Annotated in this window: 15 protein-coding genes; 9 read left to right on the top strand and 6 right to left on the bottom strand. The window is 54.2% G+C overall.

Annotation, left to right across the window (positions count from 1 at the left end; translation table 11 throughout):
* Positions 1 to 116: 116 nt before the first annotated feature.
* On the top strand, positions 117 to 1544 hold the full coding sequence (locus ACT3R4_RS11570) for a hypothetical protein (RefSeq protein WP_441679095.1): 1428 nt from the start codon (positions 117 to 119) through the stop codon (positions 1542 to 1544).
* Positions 1545 to 1653: 109 nt separating this feature from the next.
* Positions 1654 to 2427: an RsiV family protein gene (locus ACT3R4_RS11565; protein WP_172118103.1), complete on the top strand. Its 774-nt coding sequence runs from the start codon at positions 1654 to 1656 to the stop codon at positions 2425 to 2427.
* A 132-nt stretch (positions 2428 to 2559) separates the two neighbouring features.
* Here the strand turns inward: ACT3R4_RS11565 and ACT3R4_RS11560 are convergent, their stop codons facing one another.
* Positions 2560 to 3438, bottom strand: coding sequence for a DMT family transporter (locus ACT3R4_RS11560; protein WP_441679094.1), 879 nt, complete (start codon positions 3436 to 3438; stop codon positions 2560 to 2562).
* A 101-nt stretch (positions 3439 to 3539) separates the two neighbouring features.
* Between ACT3R4_RS11560 and ACT3R4_RS11555 the strand changes: the two genes are divergently transcribed.
* From ACT3R4_RS11555 to ACT3R4_RS11540, 4 genes are all read left to right on the top strand, one after another.
* Positions 3540 to 4412: a LysR substrate-binding domain-containing protein gene (locus ACT3R4_RS11555; RefSeq protein ID WP_441679093.1), complete on the top strand. Its 873-nt coding sequence runs from the start codon at positions 3540 to 3542 to the stop codon at positions 4410 to 4412.
* An 83-nt stretch (positions 4413 to 4495) separates the two neighbouring features.
* Positions 4496 to 5053: a cytochrome b gene (locus tag ACT3R4_RS11550; RefSeq protein WP_441679092.1), complete on the top strand. Its 558-nt coding sequence runs from the start codon at positions 4496 to 4498 to the stop codon at positions 5051 to 5053.
* A 66-nt stretch (positions 5054 to 5119) separates the two neighbouring features.
* Complete coding sequence (locus tag ACT3R4_RS11545) at positions 5120 to 5842, top strand: hypothetical protein (RefSeq protein ID WP_441679091.1); 723 nt, start codon at positions 5120 to 5122, stop codon at positions 5840 to 5842.
* Positions 5843 to 6003: 161 nt separating this feature from the next.
* Complete coding sequence (locus ACT3R4_RS11540) at positions 6004 to 7659, top strand: multidrug ABC transporter permease/ATP-binding protein (RefSeq protein WP_441679090.1); 1656 nt, start codon at positions 6004 to 6006, stop codon at positions 7657 to 7659.
* 56 nt (positions 7660 to 7715) lie between these two features.
* Here ACT3R4_RS11540 and fhuF read toward each other — a convergent pair whose 3' ends face one another.
* The 3 genes from fhuF to ACT3R4_RS11525 form a co-directional block, all read right to left on the bottom strand.
* On the bottom strand, positions 7716 to 8492 hold the full coding sequence (gene fhuF, locus ACT3R4_RS11535) for a siderophore-iron reductase FhuF (RefSeq protein WP_441679089.1): 777 nt from the start codon (positions 8490 to 8492) through the stop codon (positions 7716 to 7718).
* Between the two features lie 160 nt (positions 8493 to 8652).
* Positions 8653 to 9420 carry an ATP-binding cassette domain-containing protein gene (locus tag ACT3R4_RS11530; RefSeq protein WP_441679088.1) on the bottom strand — a complete coding sequence of 256 codons (768 nt, stop codon included), beginning with the start codon at positions 9418 to 9420 and terminating at the stop codon, positions 8653 to 8655.
* A gap of 104 nt (positions 9421 to 9524) precedes the next feature.
* Complete coding sequence (locus ACT3R4_RS11525) at positions 9525 to 10118, bottom strand: cytochrome b (RefSeq protein ID WP_441679087.1); 594 nt, start codon at positions 10116 to 10118, stop codon at positions 9525 to 9527.
* 219 nt (positions 10119 to 10337) lie between these two features.
* On the opposite strand from ACT3R4_RS11525, the gene fhuB reads away from it, so the two are divergent.
* On the top strand, positions 10338 to 12335 hold the full coding sequence (fhuB, locus tag ACT3R4_RS11520) for a Fe(3+)-hydroxamate ABC transporter permease FhuB (RefSeq protein ID WP_441679086.1): 1998 nt from the start codon (positions 10338 to 10340) through the stop codon (positions 12333 to 12335).
* A gap of 24 nt (positions 12336 to 12359) precedes the next feature.
* On the opposite strand, the gene ltaE is transcribed toward fhuB, so the two are convergent.
* Entirely contained in the window at positions 12360 to 13370 is a 1011-nt protein-coding gene (gene ltaE, locus ACT3R4_RS11515) for a low-specificity L-threonine aldolase (protein ID WP_441679085.1), read from the bottom strand.
* Between the two features lie 81 nt (positions 13371 to 13451).
* On the opposite strand from ltaE, the gene ACT3R4_RS11510 reads away from it, so the two are divergent.
* A complete protein-coding gene (locus ACT3R4_RS11510) occupies positions 13452 to 14666 on the top strand; it encodes an NAD(P)/FAD-dependent oxidoreductase (protein WP_441679084.1) in 1215 nt (404 codons plus the stop codon).
* Between the two features lie 64 nt (positions 14667 to 14730).
* On the top strand, positions 14731 to 15264 hold the full coding sequence (speG, locus tag ACT3R4_RS11505; RefSeq protein WP_172118084.1) for a spermidine N1-acetyltransferase: 534 nt from the start codon (positions 14731 to 14733) through the stop codon (positions 15262 to 15264).
* Positions 15265 to 15359: 95 nt separating this feature from the next.
* Here the strand turns inward: speG and ACT3R4_RS11500 are convergent, their stop codons facing one another.
* Complete coding sequence (locus ACT3R4_RS11500) at positions 15360 to 15482, bottom strand: hypothetical protein (RefSeq protein WP_264757783.1); 123 nt, start codon at positions 15480 to 15482, stop codon at positions 15360 to 15362.
* Between the last annotated feature and the right edge of the window lie 389 nt (positions 15483 to 15871).

Here is a 15871-nt window from a genome sequence, read left to right as displayed (position 1 = left end):
GTAAAGCTCTTCTGGTACATTAAAATGATACCGCTCATTGAGCATTTTACTTACCATTACGTATTATTAATCTTGCTGAACGACCCATCCTTCCGTCATTGATCAAGGACGCCCTAATGGCTAAATCCTCTCCTTTTGCGCTAATCGTGGTTGCGGTAGGGGGAGTTGTTGTCGGCTTTTTAGCTGCACAGACGCTCTCTTCCGATGCATCTTCCTCTTCCTCGGTGGCGTCTCAAACCGCCGAACAAACTGCACTGGCGGGGCTGGATAGCATTACGCTTGGCGAGCAACTGCGTGGGGAAATTACGGCCAGTGACCTGCTTAATGGCAATGATGGAAGCCGCTATGACCGCTACATGATGACGCTTGATGAGAGTGATCTGGTTGAGTTTAGTTTGCGCGGTGCCCTGAATGGCATCGTAGCGCTTTATGATGACCAGCTTCAGCTGTTGAGCGTAGCGCCTACTGCACGCCACCGTATTGAGCAAGCGGGCGATTACATGGTGGTGGTCAGCGGTGCTGATAGCAGCAGTTACGGCCCTTATACGTTGAACAGCCGAGTGGTTGAACTAAGCGATAGCACGGTATTGACCCTTGATGCTCCACTGGACAGCTGGTTGGATGGCACTTCTAGTGAGTATACGCTGACCATCGAAGAAGCGGGCATGTATCAGTTGGAAATGCGTTCCGATGAATTTGATGCGTATCTTGAGCTTAGTGGGCCAAATGGCTATTTCCGAGAGGACGACGATAGCGCGGGTAATTTGGACGCCCGAATTTCAGACTTCCTGGTGCCGGGTGACTACACCGTAACGGCGCGCACACCTTATGACGAAGGTGCTGGCCTTTTCACGCTGACTGCTGAGTCGCGCGAATTACCCGGCGATGGCGAGCTGCGCAACGACGGCAGCATTGTGCCCAACGACTCATTAAATGGTTTGTATAGCGGCCAGGATCTTAGCTATCAGGTTGAAATTGAAGAAGCGGGCATGTACCAGATTGACATGATGTCGGATGATATTGATGCTTACCTGGTGCTCGAAGGTCCTGATGGCTATTACCGTGAAAATGACGATGGCGGCGATAACTTGAATGCCCGTATTGCTGATTTTTTTGAGCCCGGTACTTATCAGTTAACGGCGCGTACTGCTTATGGCAGTGATAGCGGTTTGTTCAGAATTACCTTGGCACCGCAAGAGCTACCTGAAGGGGTCGAACTGCGTAACAGCGGTGCAATCACGTTTGGTGAAACGTTAAACGGTTGGTATACCGGTGAGTCACTGGTGTATGAGCTTGAGCTAGCCGAAAGCTCATTAGTCACCATTGGTATGCGCTCCAGCGACTTTGATGCTTATCTGGAACTTGAGGGCGAAGGTGTCGCTGTTAGTGATGACGATGGTGGTGCCGGTACCAATGCGCAACTGCAACAGCAATTGCTGCCGGGTACCTATACAGTCATTGCGCGTGGCTTTAGCACGGCGAGCAGCGGGTTGTTTGAACTTGACGTAACCGCTGAGCCGGCACAAATGCAGCCCAGTATGTAACTGATTACGCTATTTTAAGCTGTTGTTTCTCTCCATGGTGGGCAAGGGCGCTTAAGTATGACTAGACTCAACTTGGCGCCCGACAAAATGCCTTACATGGAGATAAAATATGCTTCGTTGGAAAATGAGTGTATGTCCCGCTGCGGTTCTGCTGCTTAGTGTCTGCCAATCAGCTAATGCTGAAACGGCCGATACCAGCGCCCTCGCATACCAGCCATTGGATAAGCAGTATTCATCTCCTGATTGTCAGGATGAGCACTGTTCAACGGTAAAGATCTCTGCATTAACGTTTCCTGATAACTCCGCATTAACAGAGCAGGTGCAAGAACGCCTGCTTGCGCTTGCCTTGGGTATCACCGATGGCGACGACACGCCCGCTGACGACTGGGATCACTTCGCGGATGAGTTTTTTCATCGTGCTGAAGAGGACAATACCAGGCTGCCTCACCCGATGGCGAGTGAAGCACAGCTGAGTGCCAGCGTGTTTTCCCGTCAGAACGACCTTCTGGTGCTTGAACTTGATAGCTATGTGATTTATGCAGGCCAGGCCCACGGTTTACCATCCACGCAGTTCATGGTCATTGATGAGCGTTTGAATGAGGTGGTGACTCTCGATGATATGCTCATGGCTGGCGGTCAGGAGGGTTTTGATGAAGCGTTAGCCGAGGCGCATGAGCGCTGGATGAGTGAGCAGGATGTTGGTGAGGATTTTGCGTCCAGCTGGCCATTTACTGACAGCACCAACGTGGCACCGCTTGAAAAGGAGTGGATGGTAAAATACAACGTGTACGAAATTGCTCCCTATGTGATGGGGCAGCCTGAGTTAACGATCCCTGTTGAGGAATTAAAAGGGATTGTTGAGCCTCGTTATTTAGGCCAATGAGAATCGGTAAGGTAATTGGCTGTTTGGAGAAGTAAACAGCCCGTGCGGGGCAGGAGCTAATCAGTATCTCAATGCTCCTGCTCTGCTGCTTATTCATTAATTAATAAGCAGGCATGGGGATGGCGATGAGTCTCACCGGCCAGCGTTTAAACAGCCCACCACTACCAGCAGCGCCGCAGTGGGTAAGCGCCAATCCAGTACGCTAACGCCCGCAAGTACCAGCAAAAGGCCCGCTAAAATGGGCACGCCATAGGCAAGGCTGCCAACCAGGCTTGCATGCCCCCAGCGCAGGGCTTTATCCCAGGCTACCATGGCGATTCCGTAAGGCCCTAACCCCAACGCAACGCCCGCCAGTAGCGCTTCACTGCTGGGTAGAACCAGCTGGCCTTCCACTCCGATACTGGCAAGCGTCGCGATGGCGCAGGCAATCAGCAGCAGGCGAGGGAGAAGTGGCGTAATGCACACGGGTGCGGCCTGGCTTAACCATGAATAGAGTGCCCAGCAGCAGGCGGCAAGCAAGGCGAGCCCATAACCCAGCGTTGCTCCTCCCAAACCATTACTTAATGCCTGTGGCACGAGCAGAATGGCAGCCCCTGAAAAGGCAACCAGCGCCCCGGTAATACCGGCCAAGCGTATCCGACCAAAGCGGCTCCACTGGCTTAACAACACGAAAAGTACTGGCCAGGTGTACGTGATAAGCGCAGCCTCGGCCGCAGGCGCAAGGCGCATACCTATAAAGTAAGTGCTTACTGCGCCCAATATCAACAACGGAATACCTACCCAGATGCCTAACTGCCAGTTCAGGCTGCAGTGAGTGGTAGTAACGCGGCGGCTTAGCGGCAGTGTGGCAAATGCGCCAGCTAGCAGTGTTAAAGCGGTTAGCTGCAAGGGCGAAGAAGAGTGAGCACGTTCAGCAAGCAAGGGGGCCACGCTCCACAGGATGACAGCCACTAGCGCGGCGCCAACACTATACCAACGAGGAAACACCATAGGGGAGTGTGTACGTTGCATCGATGATCTCCTTGCCTGGAATATATGCAACGCAGCATACTCGTTAATAACACATCACAATATCGATCTTTTATGATTGTTTTAATTAATAATGGTGATATATGCGGGCGCCAACGTTAGACCTCACGCTGCTACGTACGCTAGTAACGATTGCCGATACCGGTAGCGTCACGGCGGCGGCGAAACGGCTGGATTACACGCAGTCCACGGTGAGTATGCAGCTTCAGCGTTTGGAGGCTCAGCTGTCGCTCAGCCTGCACGAACGTGATGGACGGCGTATCCGGTTCACACCAGATGGTGAGCGGTTACTTACTCACGCACGGCGCATCCTGGCGCTTAACGACGAAGCATGGGGCGATATGCAGGCCCAGCAGGTAACCGGGAATCTGACTTTGGGCATTCCAGAAGATTACGCATCGCTGCTGCCGTCGGTATTTGCCTACTTTCACCAGCTTTATCCAGCGGTGGGGCTTAAGGTTATTTGCGGAACAAGTGCCCACTTGGTTGAACAGGTAAAAGCCGCTGAGCTTGATTTAGCCTTGGTGACGCGCCAACGTAACTCACCCGGTGGCGATGTTATCCGCCGCGAGCCGCTGGTCTGGGCGGTGGGCGTTAACCAGCAGCCGTTACTCAGTGACCCTATCCCGCTGGCGCTTTACTCACCAGGTGCCGATGTGTTTAGGGAAGTCGCCGAGCAGGCACTGCATGGCGCCGGGCGTAACTGGCGGGTGGCGTATACCAGCCAGTCGATGGCGGGGTTGGCACCGATTGTCATTGCCGGGCTTGCCGTTGTCGTGGTGACACGCAGCATGTTGACACCTTCACTGCGTCCGCTGGATGAAAGTAGCGGCCTGCCCGCCTTGCCCATGATTGAGCTGGCGCTGCACCGAGCGCCTCATCGGCCATCCGAGCCAGCCCGGCGCTTGGGCGAGTTGATTCGTGAGCAGCTAGCGGCTCCCAGTGAGGCGCTATAAGATCAAGTGTAAAGCGTTGAATGATTAATCGACGTAATATAGCTAGACTAAACGCCATATAACGTTGCTGCCAGGAGTGCTCAATGCACGAATTGGATCACTACATTTATCCACACCGGGTGCTGCATTGGCTGGTGGCTGTCGCCGTACTACTTGCTTTGGCCAGTGGCTTAACCATCGGAACGATAGGGTATGAACGTACGGTGGCGCTGGTAGGCAACACGTTCACTAACCTGCTTTATACCAGTCATAAAACCCTGGGGTTAACGATTTTACTGCTAATGACCCTGCGCATAATGACCCGCATGGCGTTTGTCGTGCCTGACCACGACCCGCCCTTGAATGCGTTTGAGCGTATTGTCAGTACCAGCGTGCATCACCTGCTTTATTTGGCGTTGGTGATGATGCCGCTGCTGGGTTGGGTCGCGACCGCCAGCGGTGGGTATCCGGTTGAATTCTTTCAGTGGCAACTGCCTGCGCTGATCAGTGAACGCCCAGCGCTTTCTGACCAGCTCTACACATGGCATGGACGTCTTGGCTGGGCCATTGTGGTGTTAATCGTTTTGCACGTGGCGGGAGCGTTATTTCATTGGCGGGTAAAGCGCGATAACGTCATCAAACGTATGAGCCTATTCGACTAGGTTTCAAACGACTGGGTTTCAAGCGACCAGGCTTCAAGCCCAAGCCTTCGCAGGGAGCGATGATATATGGGCCTACAGATCGCTTTCATTATCGGTTTGGCCGCCGTGCATATCTTTGCCAGCAGGCTTCGAAAGCTAAGCGCTGTGCCTCGCAGCGCTTGGCTTTCGTTAGCAGGTGGCGTCTCGGTTGCTTATGTCTTTATTCATATATTTCCTACCCTAAGCGATGCTCACGAAACCATTAACGCACACGGCCTGCTGGCGGTGCTGGAGCATAACGCCTATATCGTGGCGCTCATTGGGCTGGCGGTATTTTATGGGCTTGAGCAAGCTGCGACAAAGCACTCACATAAAGGTCAGCAGGATGAGTCGGTTAATTTTCAAAAGCTGAAAGGCGTTTTTTGGATACATATTGGCTCTTTTTCGCTTTATAACGCGCTTATCGGCTACTTACTGGTTTATCGCAATAATGAGCTTCCTGCCATTATCTTTTTCTTTCTGGCGATGAGCGCGCACTTTTTGGTCAACGACCATGGCTTGGTGCGCCATCACCGGGATGTCTATTTAAGCAAGGGCCGTTGGGTGCTGGCTACGGCGGTGGTTGTCGGCTGGCTACTGGGGTTAACGGTAGATGTCTCTGAACCCATTGTCAGCCTGCTTTATGCGTTTGTGGCCGGTGGTATTGTGCTTAACGTGTTGAAAGAGGAGTTGCCGGAAGACCGCCATAGCCGCTTTTGGCCCTTTGCGTTAGGCGCGCTTATCAGTACCGTACTGCTAGTGTTTTCGTAGATTCTTGCGTCGATCTGTAGGTGCTCATTTACTATTTGGCTCATTGGCCGTTTGGTCGCTGCGTATGAACGCCTCATTTGCAAATGAAAATCACTTTGCGCATTGACTTGACGAGGTAGTCCGTCACAATTTGCTGCCTATCTTTCTGTCAGGAAGCGCTAATGGAGTTGTTGCAGGTTGTCTTTCGTCATTACCGCTGGCCATTTTTAGGGGCCATTGGGTTAAGCCTTTTAAGCGCGGGCCTCGGGGTTGGCGTCATTGCTTTTATTAATCAGCGCTTGATTGAAGTTGGCAGCCCGCTTTCAGCGCTGCCCCAGTTTTTGGGTTTGCTATTTGTGTTGCTCGTTGTGACGCTGGGGACCCAGTTAGCGATTACCCTGCTGGGGCACTACTTTGTGTATGACCTGCGCACAAGGCTTGTGAAGCGCATTCTGGACACCGATATCGAGCGGCTTGAACAGTTGGGTAATGCCACGCTGCTGGCGAGTCTTTCAAGTGATGTGCGTAATATCACCATTGGTTTTGTGCGCCTGCCTGAGCTTGTGCAGGGTGCCGTGTTGGCGCTTGCTTCGGTCGCCTATTTGGCGTGGCTTTCACCGAAAATGGTGGTCATTACCGTGATATGGATTGCGGCCACGATGGGGGTGGGCTGGGTGCTGATTTCGAAGGTATATCGGCACTTTAGCCTGGTACGCGAAAGCGAAGATCGTCTCTACAAAGATTACCAATCCGCCATTGAAGGGCGCAAAGAGTTAGCGCTCAACCGTGACCGGGCTCAGCGCTTCTTTGATGCCACCTTCACCCGCAACGCGCGCGAGTACCGCTACCATATTATTCGCGCGGATACGTATCATCTAAGCGCGGGGAACTGGTCCAACATTATGATGCTGGGAGCCATTGGCGTGGTGTTTTTCATGGCCAACGGGCTGGGCTGGGCGACACCTGCCGTTGCCGCTACCTTCGCATTGACGTTACTGTTCTTACGCACGCCTTTAATTCAAGCCATCGGCGCCTGGCCCACCTTGATCAGCGCACAGGTCGCGTTTGATAAGCTGGCAAGTTTGGAGCTTGCCGAGTATCAGCCGGGCTTTGCGGTTGATGACGCCTTTGCTGCCTGGCAGCGCCTTGAGCTTGTGGATGTGACTTATCACTATCCTGGCAGTGAGCAGGGCGAAGGGTTTCACATTGGGCCCGTCAATTTGACGCTTGAGCGCGGCGAGCAGGTATTTTTGATTGGCGGTAACGGCAGCGGAAAATCCACCCTAGCGCGTTTGTTAACCGGCTTGTATCAGCCGCAAAGCGGGCATATCAAGGTGGATGGACAGACGCTCACACCGGCGCAGTGGCAAGGGTTTCGAGCGCGATTTGCCAGTGTGTTTACCGACTTTCATCAGTTTGACTTGGCAATGGGAGCGGACGGGAAAAATGCCGACCCTGTGCTGGTAGCGACCTGGCTTGAGCGGTTACAAATGCAGCAAAAGCTGAAGTGGGAGGATAATCGGGTCATTAATACCCAACTTTCCCAAGGGCAGCGCAAGCGCTTGGCACTGTTACTGGCGATTGCCGAAGAGCGGGATATTTTACTACTTGATGAGTGGGCCGCCGACCAGGACCCTCAGTTCAGGCGGTTGTTCTACCGCGAACTATTGCCGCACCTGCGTGATATGGGCAAAACGGTGTTTGCGATCAGCCACGATGATAGCTACTTCGTGCATGCCGACCGTTTGTTGGAAATGTCACAAGGGCAGCTAAGAGAATTAACCGGCGCGCAGCGCGATCTGGCAAGCCAGGATGCGGTCACTCAGATTAACAGTTGATGTTAAAAACCTGAGGTTAGAGATCTGAAGTTAAAAAATATACAGTTAGACAGCCGTTAGGTGGCTCGTTTGCGGGCCACTCGGTCACACCCTTCCAGCGGGCAATTGCTGCACACGCTGAACTCATCCAGTAAATAGCGCAGGCAGCAAAGCTTGCGTACTTGCTTCACCTCATCGCTGCCCTTGGGCGTATACGTGCGTACCGGCTCAAAGAGCGGATTGCGCTGGCCATCAATATGGCGTGATTCCAGCAGCGCTCGGGCAGCACTAAGCGCCGCCTGGTTCACTTCCGGGTGTTCGGCAAGTACCTTCACATAGTAATCCAGATAGCCACCGGCGTTGCTCCAGAACACCCGGGGGGCTGCGCCTGAAATGGCGGACAAGCGTTCAATAAGTGGCGCCCAGTGCTGGGTAATCAATTTGGCAAAACGTTCGCTGGTATCCTGAGCGTCCATCAACGCGCCTTCATGGGGCAGCCAAAGCTGTGTTGTACAGCCTTCATCATTCAAAATGATGTGTACGTCATCCAGCTCTACCGGTAGATCACGGTTAAGAAGCACGTGAGAAGCGAGGGTAGGCACGGTAAGTGCGCTGAAATGCCACTTCGACCACAGCGACGTAATGGCGCGCTTGTCGCCACCCGGGTAGCGAGCAGCGTAGCGCTCCAGATCCTGTTCCAGCAGTGCTGCATTGCGCCAGCGCGAAGCCTTTACTGCACCGGCCGGTGGCGTGCCGCCAATCAAGGGCGGGGTAAACAGCACAAGTGCGCCCTGATAGCAGTCAGCGAGCGAAGGCAAGGTACAAGCAGAGCGGTGAAGGGCTAGCGGCGGCATAACAAAACTCCCGACATGAACTTGTAAAAGTTCAAGCACACTTGCGCAAACAGTAACGATGTGGCGTTAGCGCAGGTTGAAAGTGAAGGAGTCAGCTTAATCGATAATGCTTATCAGTTGAAGTGTTAGTTGCGAATCAGTGCGTTTTACAAAAGCGCGTTTATTGAGCGACCGCGATATTATGCTCGCCGTTAGGGTGTTGCATGACTTGCATGGGCAACCCATAAATAGCTTCCAGGGTGCTATTACTCATCATGTCACCTGGCGTGCCGTGAGCGAGCAAGCGGCCGCTGTGTAGGGCCATCAGCTCATCGCAGTAGCGCGAGGCCATATTAATATCGTGCAGAACGATAATAACCCCTAGGCCGAGCTCATCGCAGAGCTTGCGAATGAGTGCGAGGACTTCCATCTGGTGGGCAATATCCAGCGCGGCCAGCGGCTCATCAAGCAGCAAAAAGCGGCTACCCTGTGCCAATAGCATGGCAAGCCAAACGCGTTGGCGCTCACCTCCAGAAAGCGTATCGACCAAGCGGTCGGCAAACGCTTCGGTATGGGTGAGCGTGATGGCTCGGTCAATCGCGTCTTTATCTTTCTGGTTATGACGGCCCAGTAGGCCGTGCCACGGGTAACGGCCAAAAGCGACCAATTCTCGGCCGGTTAAATTTTCGGCGCTGGGTAAGTGCTGGGGAAGATAGGCCACCTGGCGCGCAAACTCCCGGTTGCCCCAGGCACTGAGCGAGCGTTGGTCAAAATAGATCTCGCCCTGGCTTACCGGCTGCTGCTGGGCCAGTAGCTTGATCAGAGTCGATTTTCCCGAGCCGTTATGACCAATCAGGCCGTAGACCTTGCCTTGCTGAAAGGTATGCTCAATGGGCTGTAAAAGGGGCTTGCCGTTGATCGCAAAGGTAGCGCCTTTGACCTCGAACATGGAGGACTCCTGGCCGTCAGAAGGTGATTACGAAAACCCGATTGTATCGTTAATGGTTATCATTTAGTAGCGCTGCTCCAGCGCTTCGCACAAACGGCTGTCTATCACGAAAGCGGGCCGGCCATCCGGGAAAACACACCGTCCTTGAGCACCGTACGGTGTATAAGTGCCATTATCACGTGCCCAGCCACCAGCGCTAAAAGCAGCCAGGCGAGCGGACTATGTAGTGCGTTGGCTGTCGCTATCATCCATGGGATCTCGCGCTCGGCTGCATTGAAAAGCGGTAGGCCGTAGACATCCAACGCACCGCCTCTGCCGTACTGGCGCAAGATGGCAAGCGTGGGTAGCGCGATCAGCAGTGCATACAACGTGACATGCCCGCCATGCGCTAGCGCACCCCTTATCCCAGGCGCATACGAAGGACGCTGCTGGCGATTTAGCCATGCCCAGCCCGCACGCAGTAACGTTATCACTAAAAGTATAACGCCCAACGAGCCGTGGGGGCCGATGCTTGATAGCAGTAAGGTGAGGGGCGTTTCGCCAAACCCGCGCCACGCCAGCACAACGCTGAACTGAAGCAGTACGATAGCGGCCGTTATCCAGTGCAGAGTGCGGCTTATGATGCCATAGCGCGTAGCACTGTCTCGCCAGCAGGAGTGAGGGTTTGTTAGAGCAGCAGGGGAGGTTATGTCGGCCATTATTATCGTTCTCGGTTCATTAACTGTTTTGATGACACGCTATTACAGCCCTGCGGAGGGCTCACTAACGAGGGCATCAATTGTAGTGCTAATCGTTATCATTTAAAATCACGCGCTTATATTCACCCATGACTGATTAAAAAGCCAAGGCGCTTAAATGACCGTGCTGCCTATCGCGTCCACCGCCCAAGCGTGGACGACTATCCGAGATAACCTGCCATGCTAAGTGCAGCCGTCCTTCAAAAAGCGTGCCGTATGTCGCCTGCCAAGGCCGTTTGGTTACTTAGCTTGCCGCTGTTGGTGCTGTTCGGCATTAGCCTTCATGTTCAGGGCGGTATTGTTTCCGGGTTTCAGGCACTGCTGGCGCCTTCGTTTGGAAGTACCAATGAGGTGTTACTCTATTATGCTTGGTGGCCACGAATAGGCGTGGCGCTTTTGGCTGGCGGCGGTTTGGCGCTGGCGGGTGTGTTGATGCAGCAGGTGCTGCGAAACCCGCTGGCATCACCCACTACGCTTGGGGTGGCATCGGGTGCTAACCTGGCGTTGCTAGCTACCACGTTGATGGCGCCAGGGCTGCTGGTCATCGGACGTGAGTGGGTGGCGTTAATCGGTGGCGGTTTAGCCGTTGGGCTAGTGTTTGCGCTGACCTGGCGGCGTGGGCTAGCGCCTGTGGTCGTGGTATTGGCTGGGTTGGTGGTTAATCTATATTTGGGCGCACTTTCGACCGCGCTGTTGCTGTTCAACCATGAGACGCTGGCGGGGCTATTGATTTGGGGGGCGGGGTCGCTTGCCCAGAATGGCTGGAGTGGGGTAGCCACCTTATGGCCCCACTTGGCCATCAGTGCTGTGGCCGCAGGGCTGTTGTTACGCCCACTGGCTGTGTTGGAACTTGACGATGCCAGCGCCAAAAGCCTAGGTATCTCGCTTAAATATCTGCGTTTTGCTGGGCTCGGGCTTGCGGTGTTTATTACCGGCAGCGTGGTCAGCGTTGTCGGTATTATTGGCTTTATTGGCTTGGCGGCACCCAATATTGTGCGCATGGCCGGGGCACGCCGGTTAGGCAGCCGCATATTCTGGTCGACGCTGCTGGGCGCGGTACTGCTGGCGACCACGGATCTTCTACTACAGCGCTTTTCGGGCATGCTGACGACGCTGGTTCCCACCGGCGCTATTACCGGCGCGCTGGGTGCACCGCTGCTTTTATGGCTCATTCCTCGGCTGAAGCTTCAGGGGGACAGGCCTCCGCAACCCCCGGGGATGCTGGTAAGCCGTCATCCAACGCCGTACCGCTTGGCGATGGGGCTTTTAATCGCGTTATCAATGGCAGTATGCCTGGGACTGCTGTCAGGCCAGGGCGCTAACGGCTGGGAGTGGATTAGTCCGGCCCACTGGCAGGTGATGGAGTGGCGCCTGCCCCGAGTCATCGCCGCGGCAGCCAGTGGCTTGATGTTAGCCATCGCCGGAACAGTGCTTCAACGCCTTTCCGCTAACCCTATGGCGAGCCCCGAAGTGCTGGGTATCAGTGGGGGCTGCGCGATTGCATTAATCCTGGGCATTTACGTGCTGCCTGCACCGAGCAACGCAGCGCTGATCGGCATTGGGACCCTAGGGGCATTGACCACACTGGCCGTGCTAGTGATCTTGAATCGCCGTAGTGGCTTTGTGCCTGAGCGGCTGTTGCTTAGCGGCGTTGCGATTGGCGCACTGTTTGATGCGGTGCGTAGCGTGCTGCTGGCGGGCGGCGACCCGCGAGGGCAGCAGGTTATTGCCTGGCTGGCGGGCTCTACGTATTACGTGGATGTGACCAGTGCGGTGGTGGTGGGAAGTATCGCCGCTGTGTTGGCAGTGATAACCCTTCCTTTTACCCGCTGGCTCGATATTCTGCCGTTGGGCGCGCCGATGGCCCAAGCGCTGGGTGTGTCCCTGAATCGAGCGCGGTTGGGGCTGTTGCTGCTGGTGGCACTGTTAACCGCATGTGCCACGCTGGTCGTCGGGCCGCTCTCGTTTATCGGCCTGCTGGCACCGCACATGGCGCGTTTGGTGGGTTTTTCCCGCGCTCGGCAGCAGCTGGTTGGCGCCGCATTGATCGGAATGTTGCTCATGGTGCTGGCTGACTGGGTCGGCCGCCAGATTATGTTTCCGTATGAGATTCCCGCAGGCCTTGTTGCCTCGTTGATTGGCGGCGCCTACTTTATGTGGGGCCTGCGGCGTTTATGAGGCTTACGCGCTTAAGCGTTACGCCTAAGGGTGTTGATTGAAGTAAGCGGCCATCACGTCGAGTACCTTTTCGATATCGGCATCATTGATATCACGGTGCACGACAAGACGTGTGGCGTATAAAAGCTCAATTAAAATATCGTGCTGTTTAAGCCATGTTGAAAGAGGCTGAAGGTGCTCTTCCGAAATGTGTACAAACAGCATGTTGGTGGCTTGAGATGCCACCTCTATGCCCGGAAGCAGGGCCAAGCCTTCGGCCAGGCGTGCTGTGCGGCGGTGGTCGTTGGCCAGGTCCTGAATATTGTTATCTAACGCATACTGGCAGGCGGCGGCTATGATGCCTGCCTGGCGCATACCTCCTCCCGCTACCTTGCGCCAGCGGCGGGCACGCTCGATGAAGTCTCGTGGACCTATCAACGCCGAGCCGATCGGTGCACCCATCCCTTTTGAGAAGCACAGTGAAACGCTATCAAAGGGGCGGCATAGCTGCTCAAGCGGCGCCTGGCTTGCAACGGCCGCATTAAAAAGCCGCGCGCCGTCCAGATGCGTTGCCAAACCTCGTGAACGGGCAAACTCGGTGGCTTGATGAACGTAGGTTTCGGGCAGTACTTTACCGGCGATGGTATTTTCCAACGCCAAGAGACGCGTGCGGGCAAAGTGAACATCATCGGCTTTAATCGCTGCGCTGATTTTCTCTAACGGCAGGCTGCCATCACTGGCATTTTCAATTGGTTGTGGCTGAATACTGCCCAACACCGCAGCGCCGCCCCCTTCATAGCGATAGGTGTGGGCTGACTGCCCAACGATATACTCATCACCCCGCTCACAATGCGCCATTAGGCCCACCAGGTTGCTCTGGGTGCCGCTTGGAAACAGCAGTGCCGCCTGCTTGCCGGTTAAGGTGGCAAGGTGCTCCTGAAACGCATTGACCGTAGGATCATCGCCCCAGACATCATCCCCAACAGGCGCACTCATCATGGCTTCTAGCATGGCGGCATCGGGTCGGGTGACCGTGTCACTGCGTAAATCGATCATAAAGATTTCCTTTATAAATAAGTGATTTCTACGTTAACCCACTAGTGTTAAAGCTACCGATAAAGGCGTTGCAAAGGGAACATGATGGATCTTAAAAGCGGCTATCCGTTTTGGACAGTAAAGAACGGTCTGTTGGCTACTTTCCCACAGCTAACCCATGACCATCAATGCGAGGTGGCCGTCATCGGCGGCGGCATAACCGGGGCGCTGATTGCCAATGAACTAAGCCAGCATGGCCATCACGTGGTAGTGGTTGAGCGTCGTGATATAGGCTGGGGGAGCACTGCCGCCAGTACCGCACTGCTGCAGTATGAAATTGATACCCATATGACCGAGCTTGCCGAGCATTACGGCGAGGCAAACGCGGTGCTTGCCTATCGGGCGTGTGCCGAATCAATTTTTGAGCTTGAAGCCTTGGCGCTTGAACTGGAGGATGTGGAGTTTGAGCGCCAGCAAAGCCTCTATTATGCAAGCAGTGGGGAAGACGTAGCGTCGTTGAAAGAGGAACTTTGGCTGCGTCAGAAACATGGTTTTAAGGCCAGCTGGCTTGAGCGGGCAACGCTGTTGAAACGCTACGGCTTTGATGCGCCAGGCGCTATTTTAACCGAGCTTGCCGCACGCATGGACCCTTATCGAATGGTCTATCAGCTGTTTGGCAAGATAACCACGCGGGGCAGCGAGGTATACGACCGTACCCAGGTGGAACGCATGACCCAGCACGGTGAGCATATAGCGCTTACGTTGACGAACGGCGCAACGCTCAACTGCCAGCAGGTTGTGGTGGCCGCAGGCTATGAGTCTCAAGCGTGGCTGCCTGAGCCGGTGGCTAAAAACCGGAGCAGCTATGCATTCGTTACCGACCCGCTAACGCCTGACATGCTGGGCGAGCTTAAACATACCCTCGTCTGGGAGTCTGCGCGGCCCTATCTTTACCTGCGCACGACTCAGGAGGGAAGGCTGCTGGTGGGCGGTGATGATGATGAGCAGGATATTCCCAAGCGTCGCGATGAACGAGTACTGGAAAAAGCCGAGGGGTTGGCAGACAAAATCAAGACGCTCTGGCCGTCGTTAACGATTAATCCTACCTTTAGTTGGGCGGGCACGTTTGCCGAAACATGCGATGGGCTGCCTTATTTTGGTCCTCATGATTCCCATGGGCCAAACGTGCACTTTGCCATGGCGTACGGCGGAAACGGCATTAGTTACAGCATGATAGGGGCCAAGCTACTGTGCGCTTTAATTGAAGGAAAGCCGCACCCGCTGGCAGAGTTATTTTCGTTTAAACGCCACATTTAAGCCACGTAACGGGCTATGTGATATTACCACCCCACATTGTCGTTACACGATGAGATCAGCGCCCATGAACCACTTGCTATTTTTACGTGCCCTTGAGCGTGGCGACCTGCGCTTTGTGCATGAACTTAATAATAATCAAAGTATTATGTCATACTGGTTTGAGGAGCCCTACGAATCATTTGATGAGCTGGAGGAGCTTTATAACAAACATATCCATGATAATGCCGAGCGACGTTTTGTAGCGGAAGACAGCACCGGCACGGCGATTGGCTTGGTGGAACTGATTGAAATTGACTACATCCATCGCAGCGCAGAGTTCCAAATCATTATTACTCCGGACCATCAGGGAAAAGGATTTGCACGCTCGCTGATCCGCCAGGCCCTACACTACTCGTTTACCATCCTGAACCTTCATAAGGTGTTTCTCATCGTCGCAGTGGAGAACGTTAAGGCGATTCACCTTTATGAAGAGAGTGGGTTCATCGAAGAAGGACATCTGGTTCAGGAATTCTTTATCAACGGCAAATACCGAGACGTAAAGCGGATGTATATCCTGCAGGAGGCTTATTTAGCAGCGCTTGAAAGCGACGCTACCTAGTGGTTGGCTGATGGATGGTTTGAATCGACTGCTCATGTACAAAAAATAACGCCTCCAAGGGGAGGCGTTGATAGGGGGGTAAACAGCCGCGGACTTTAGTAATCACAAAGATAAGCGGCAAAGGCATCAAACGCTGCGCGCTGCGCAAGCGCGTGCTGTGCCCATACTTCCATAATGTCCGCATTAGTGGCCGGGTACTGAGTCATTGAGTGTTGCATAGCATGCACTCCTGTTAGCAGGGGAGTTAACAACGGTTCTTGTTATGAGGATTTTTGGTTGTGCGTCGCAGCATTGGCTGCGGCGGAGGATAGTAGGCGCTTTTGAGGATTGGCGCTAGTCCTAACGATGTAGGCAAAAGACGATGGACTGTAAGTAATGGCTTACAGATTGAGTGGATGAGTGCTTATATTGTTGAATGAAAAAGGTTTTCACAAACAATATAAAAAAAGCCTCAAGGTGCCAGGAGTTGGATATTTTTTAGCCGTTCGCTGGTGAACTGACGTGTAATCCCAAAGCTAAAGCCCATGGCCACATGTCTGGCTTTAAAGCTCCGTCACCGCCCCTGCGTTAGCGCTTACTCCTGGAGTAGCTCGCAGCCTCCCACTAA

The sequence above is a fragment of the Halomonas sp. AOP7-E1-9 genome (assembly GCF_052376035.1).
GTDB classification, from domain to species: Bacteria; Pseudomonadota; Gammaproteobacteria; order Pseudomonadales; family Halomonadaceae; genus Vreelandella; species Vreelandella citrativorans.
The sequence above is the reverse complement of the archived record's forward strand: the minus strand, read 5'-3'. Positions and strand labels throughout refer to the sequence as shown.

Coding starts and splice junctions, on each gene's coding strand:
- ACT3R4_RS11570 (WP_441679095.1), top strand. CDS start 117: ATGGCTAAATCCTCTCCTTTTGCGCTAATCGTGGTTGCGGTAGGGGGA.
- ACT3R4_RS11565 (WP_172118103.1), top strand. CDS start 1,654: ATGCTTCGTTGGAAAATGAGTGTATGTCCCGCTGCGGTTCTGCTGCTT.
- ACT3R4_RS11560 (WP_441679094.1), bottom strand. CDS start 3,438: ATGCAACGTACACACTCCCCTATGGTGTTTCCTCGTTGGTATAGTGTT.
- ACT3R4_RS11555 (WP_441679093.1), top strand. CDS start 3,540: ATGCGGGCGCCAACGTTAGACCTCACGCTGCTACGTACGCTAGTAACG.
- ACT3R4_RS11550 (WP_441679092.1), top strand. CDS start 4,496: ATGCACGAATTGGATCACTACATTTATCCACACCGGGTGCTGCATTGG.
- ACT3R4_RS11545 (WP_441679091.1), top strand. CDS start 5,120: ATGGGCCTACAGATCGCTTTCATTATCGGTTTGGCCGCCGTGCATATC.
- ACT3R4_RS11540 (WP_441679090.1), top strand. CDS start 6,004: ATGGAGTTGTTGCAGGTTGTCTTTCGTCATTACCGCTGGCCATTTTTA.
- fhuF (WP_441679089.1), bottom strand. CDS start 8,492: ATGCCGCCGCTAGCCCTTCACCGCTCTGCTTGTACCTTGCCTTCGCTC.
- ACT3R4_RS11530 (WP_441679088.1), bottom strand. CDS start 9,420: ATGTTCGAGGTCAAAGGCGCTACCTTTGCGATCAACGGCAAGCCCCTT.
- ACT3R4_RS11525 (WP_441679087.1), bottom strand. CDS start 10,118: ATGGCCGACATAACCTCCCCTGCTGCTCTAACAAACCCTCACTCCTGC.
- fhuB (WP_441679086.1), top strand. CDS start 10,338: ATGCTAAGTGCAGCCGTCCTTCAAAAAGCGTGCCGTATGTCGCCTGCC.
- ltaE (WP_441679085.1), bottom strand. CDS start 13,370: ATGATCGATTTACGCAGTGACACGGTCACCCGACCCGATGCCGCCATG.
- ACT3R4_RS11510 (WP_441679084.1), top strand. CDS start 13,452: ATGATGGATCTTAAAAGCGGCTATCCGTTTTGGACAGTAAAGAACGGT.
- speG (WP_172118084.1), top strand. CDS start 14,731: ATGAACCACTTGCTATTTTTACGTGCCCTTGAGCGTGGCGACCTGCGC.
- ACT3R4_RS11500 (WP_264757783.1), bottom strand. CDS start 15,482: ATGCAACACTCAATGACTCAGTACCCGGCCACTAATGCGGACATTATG.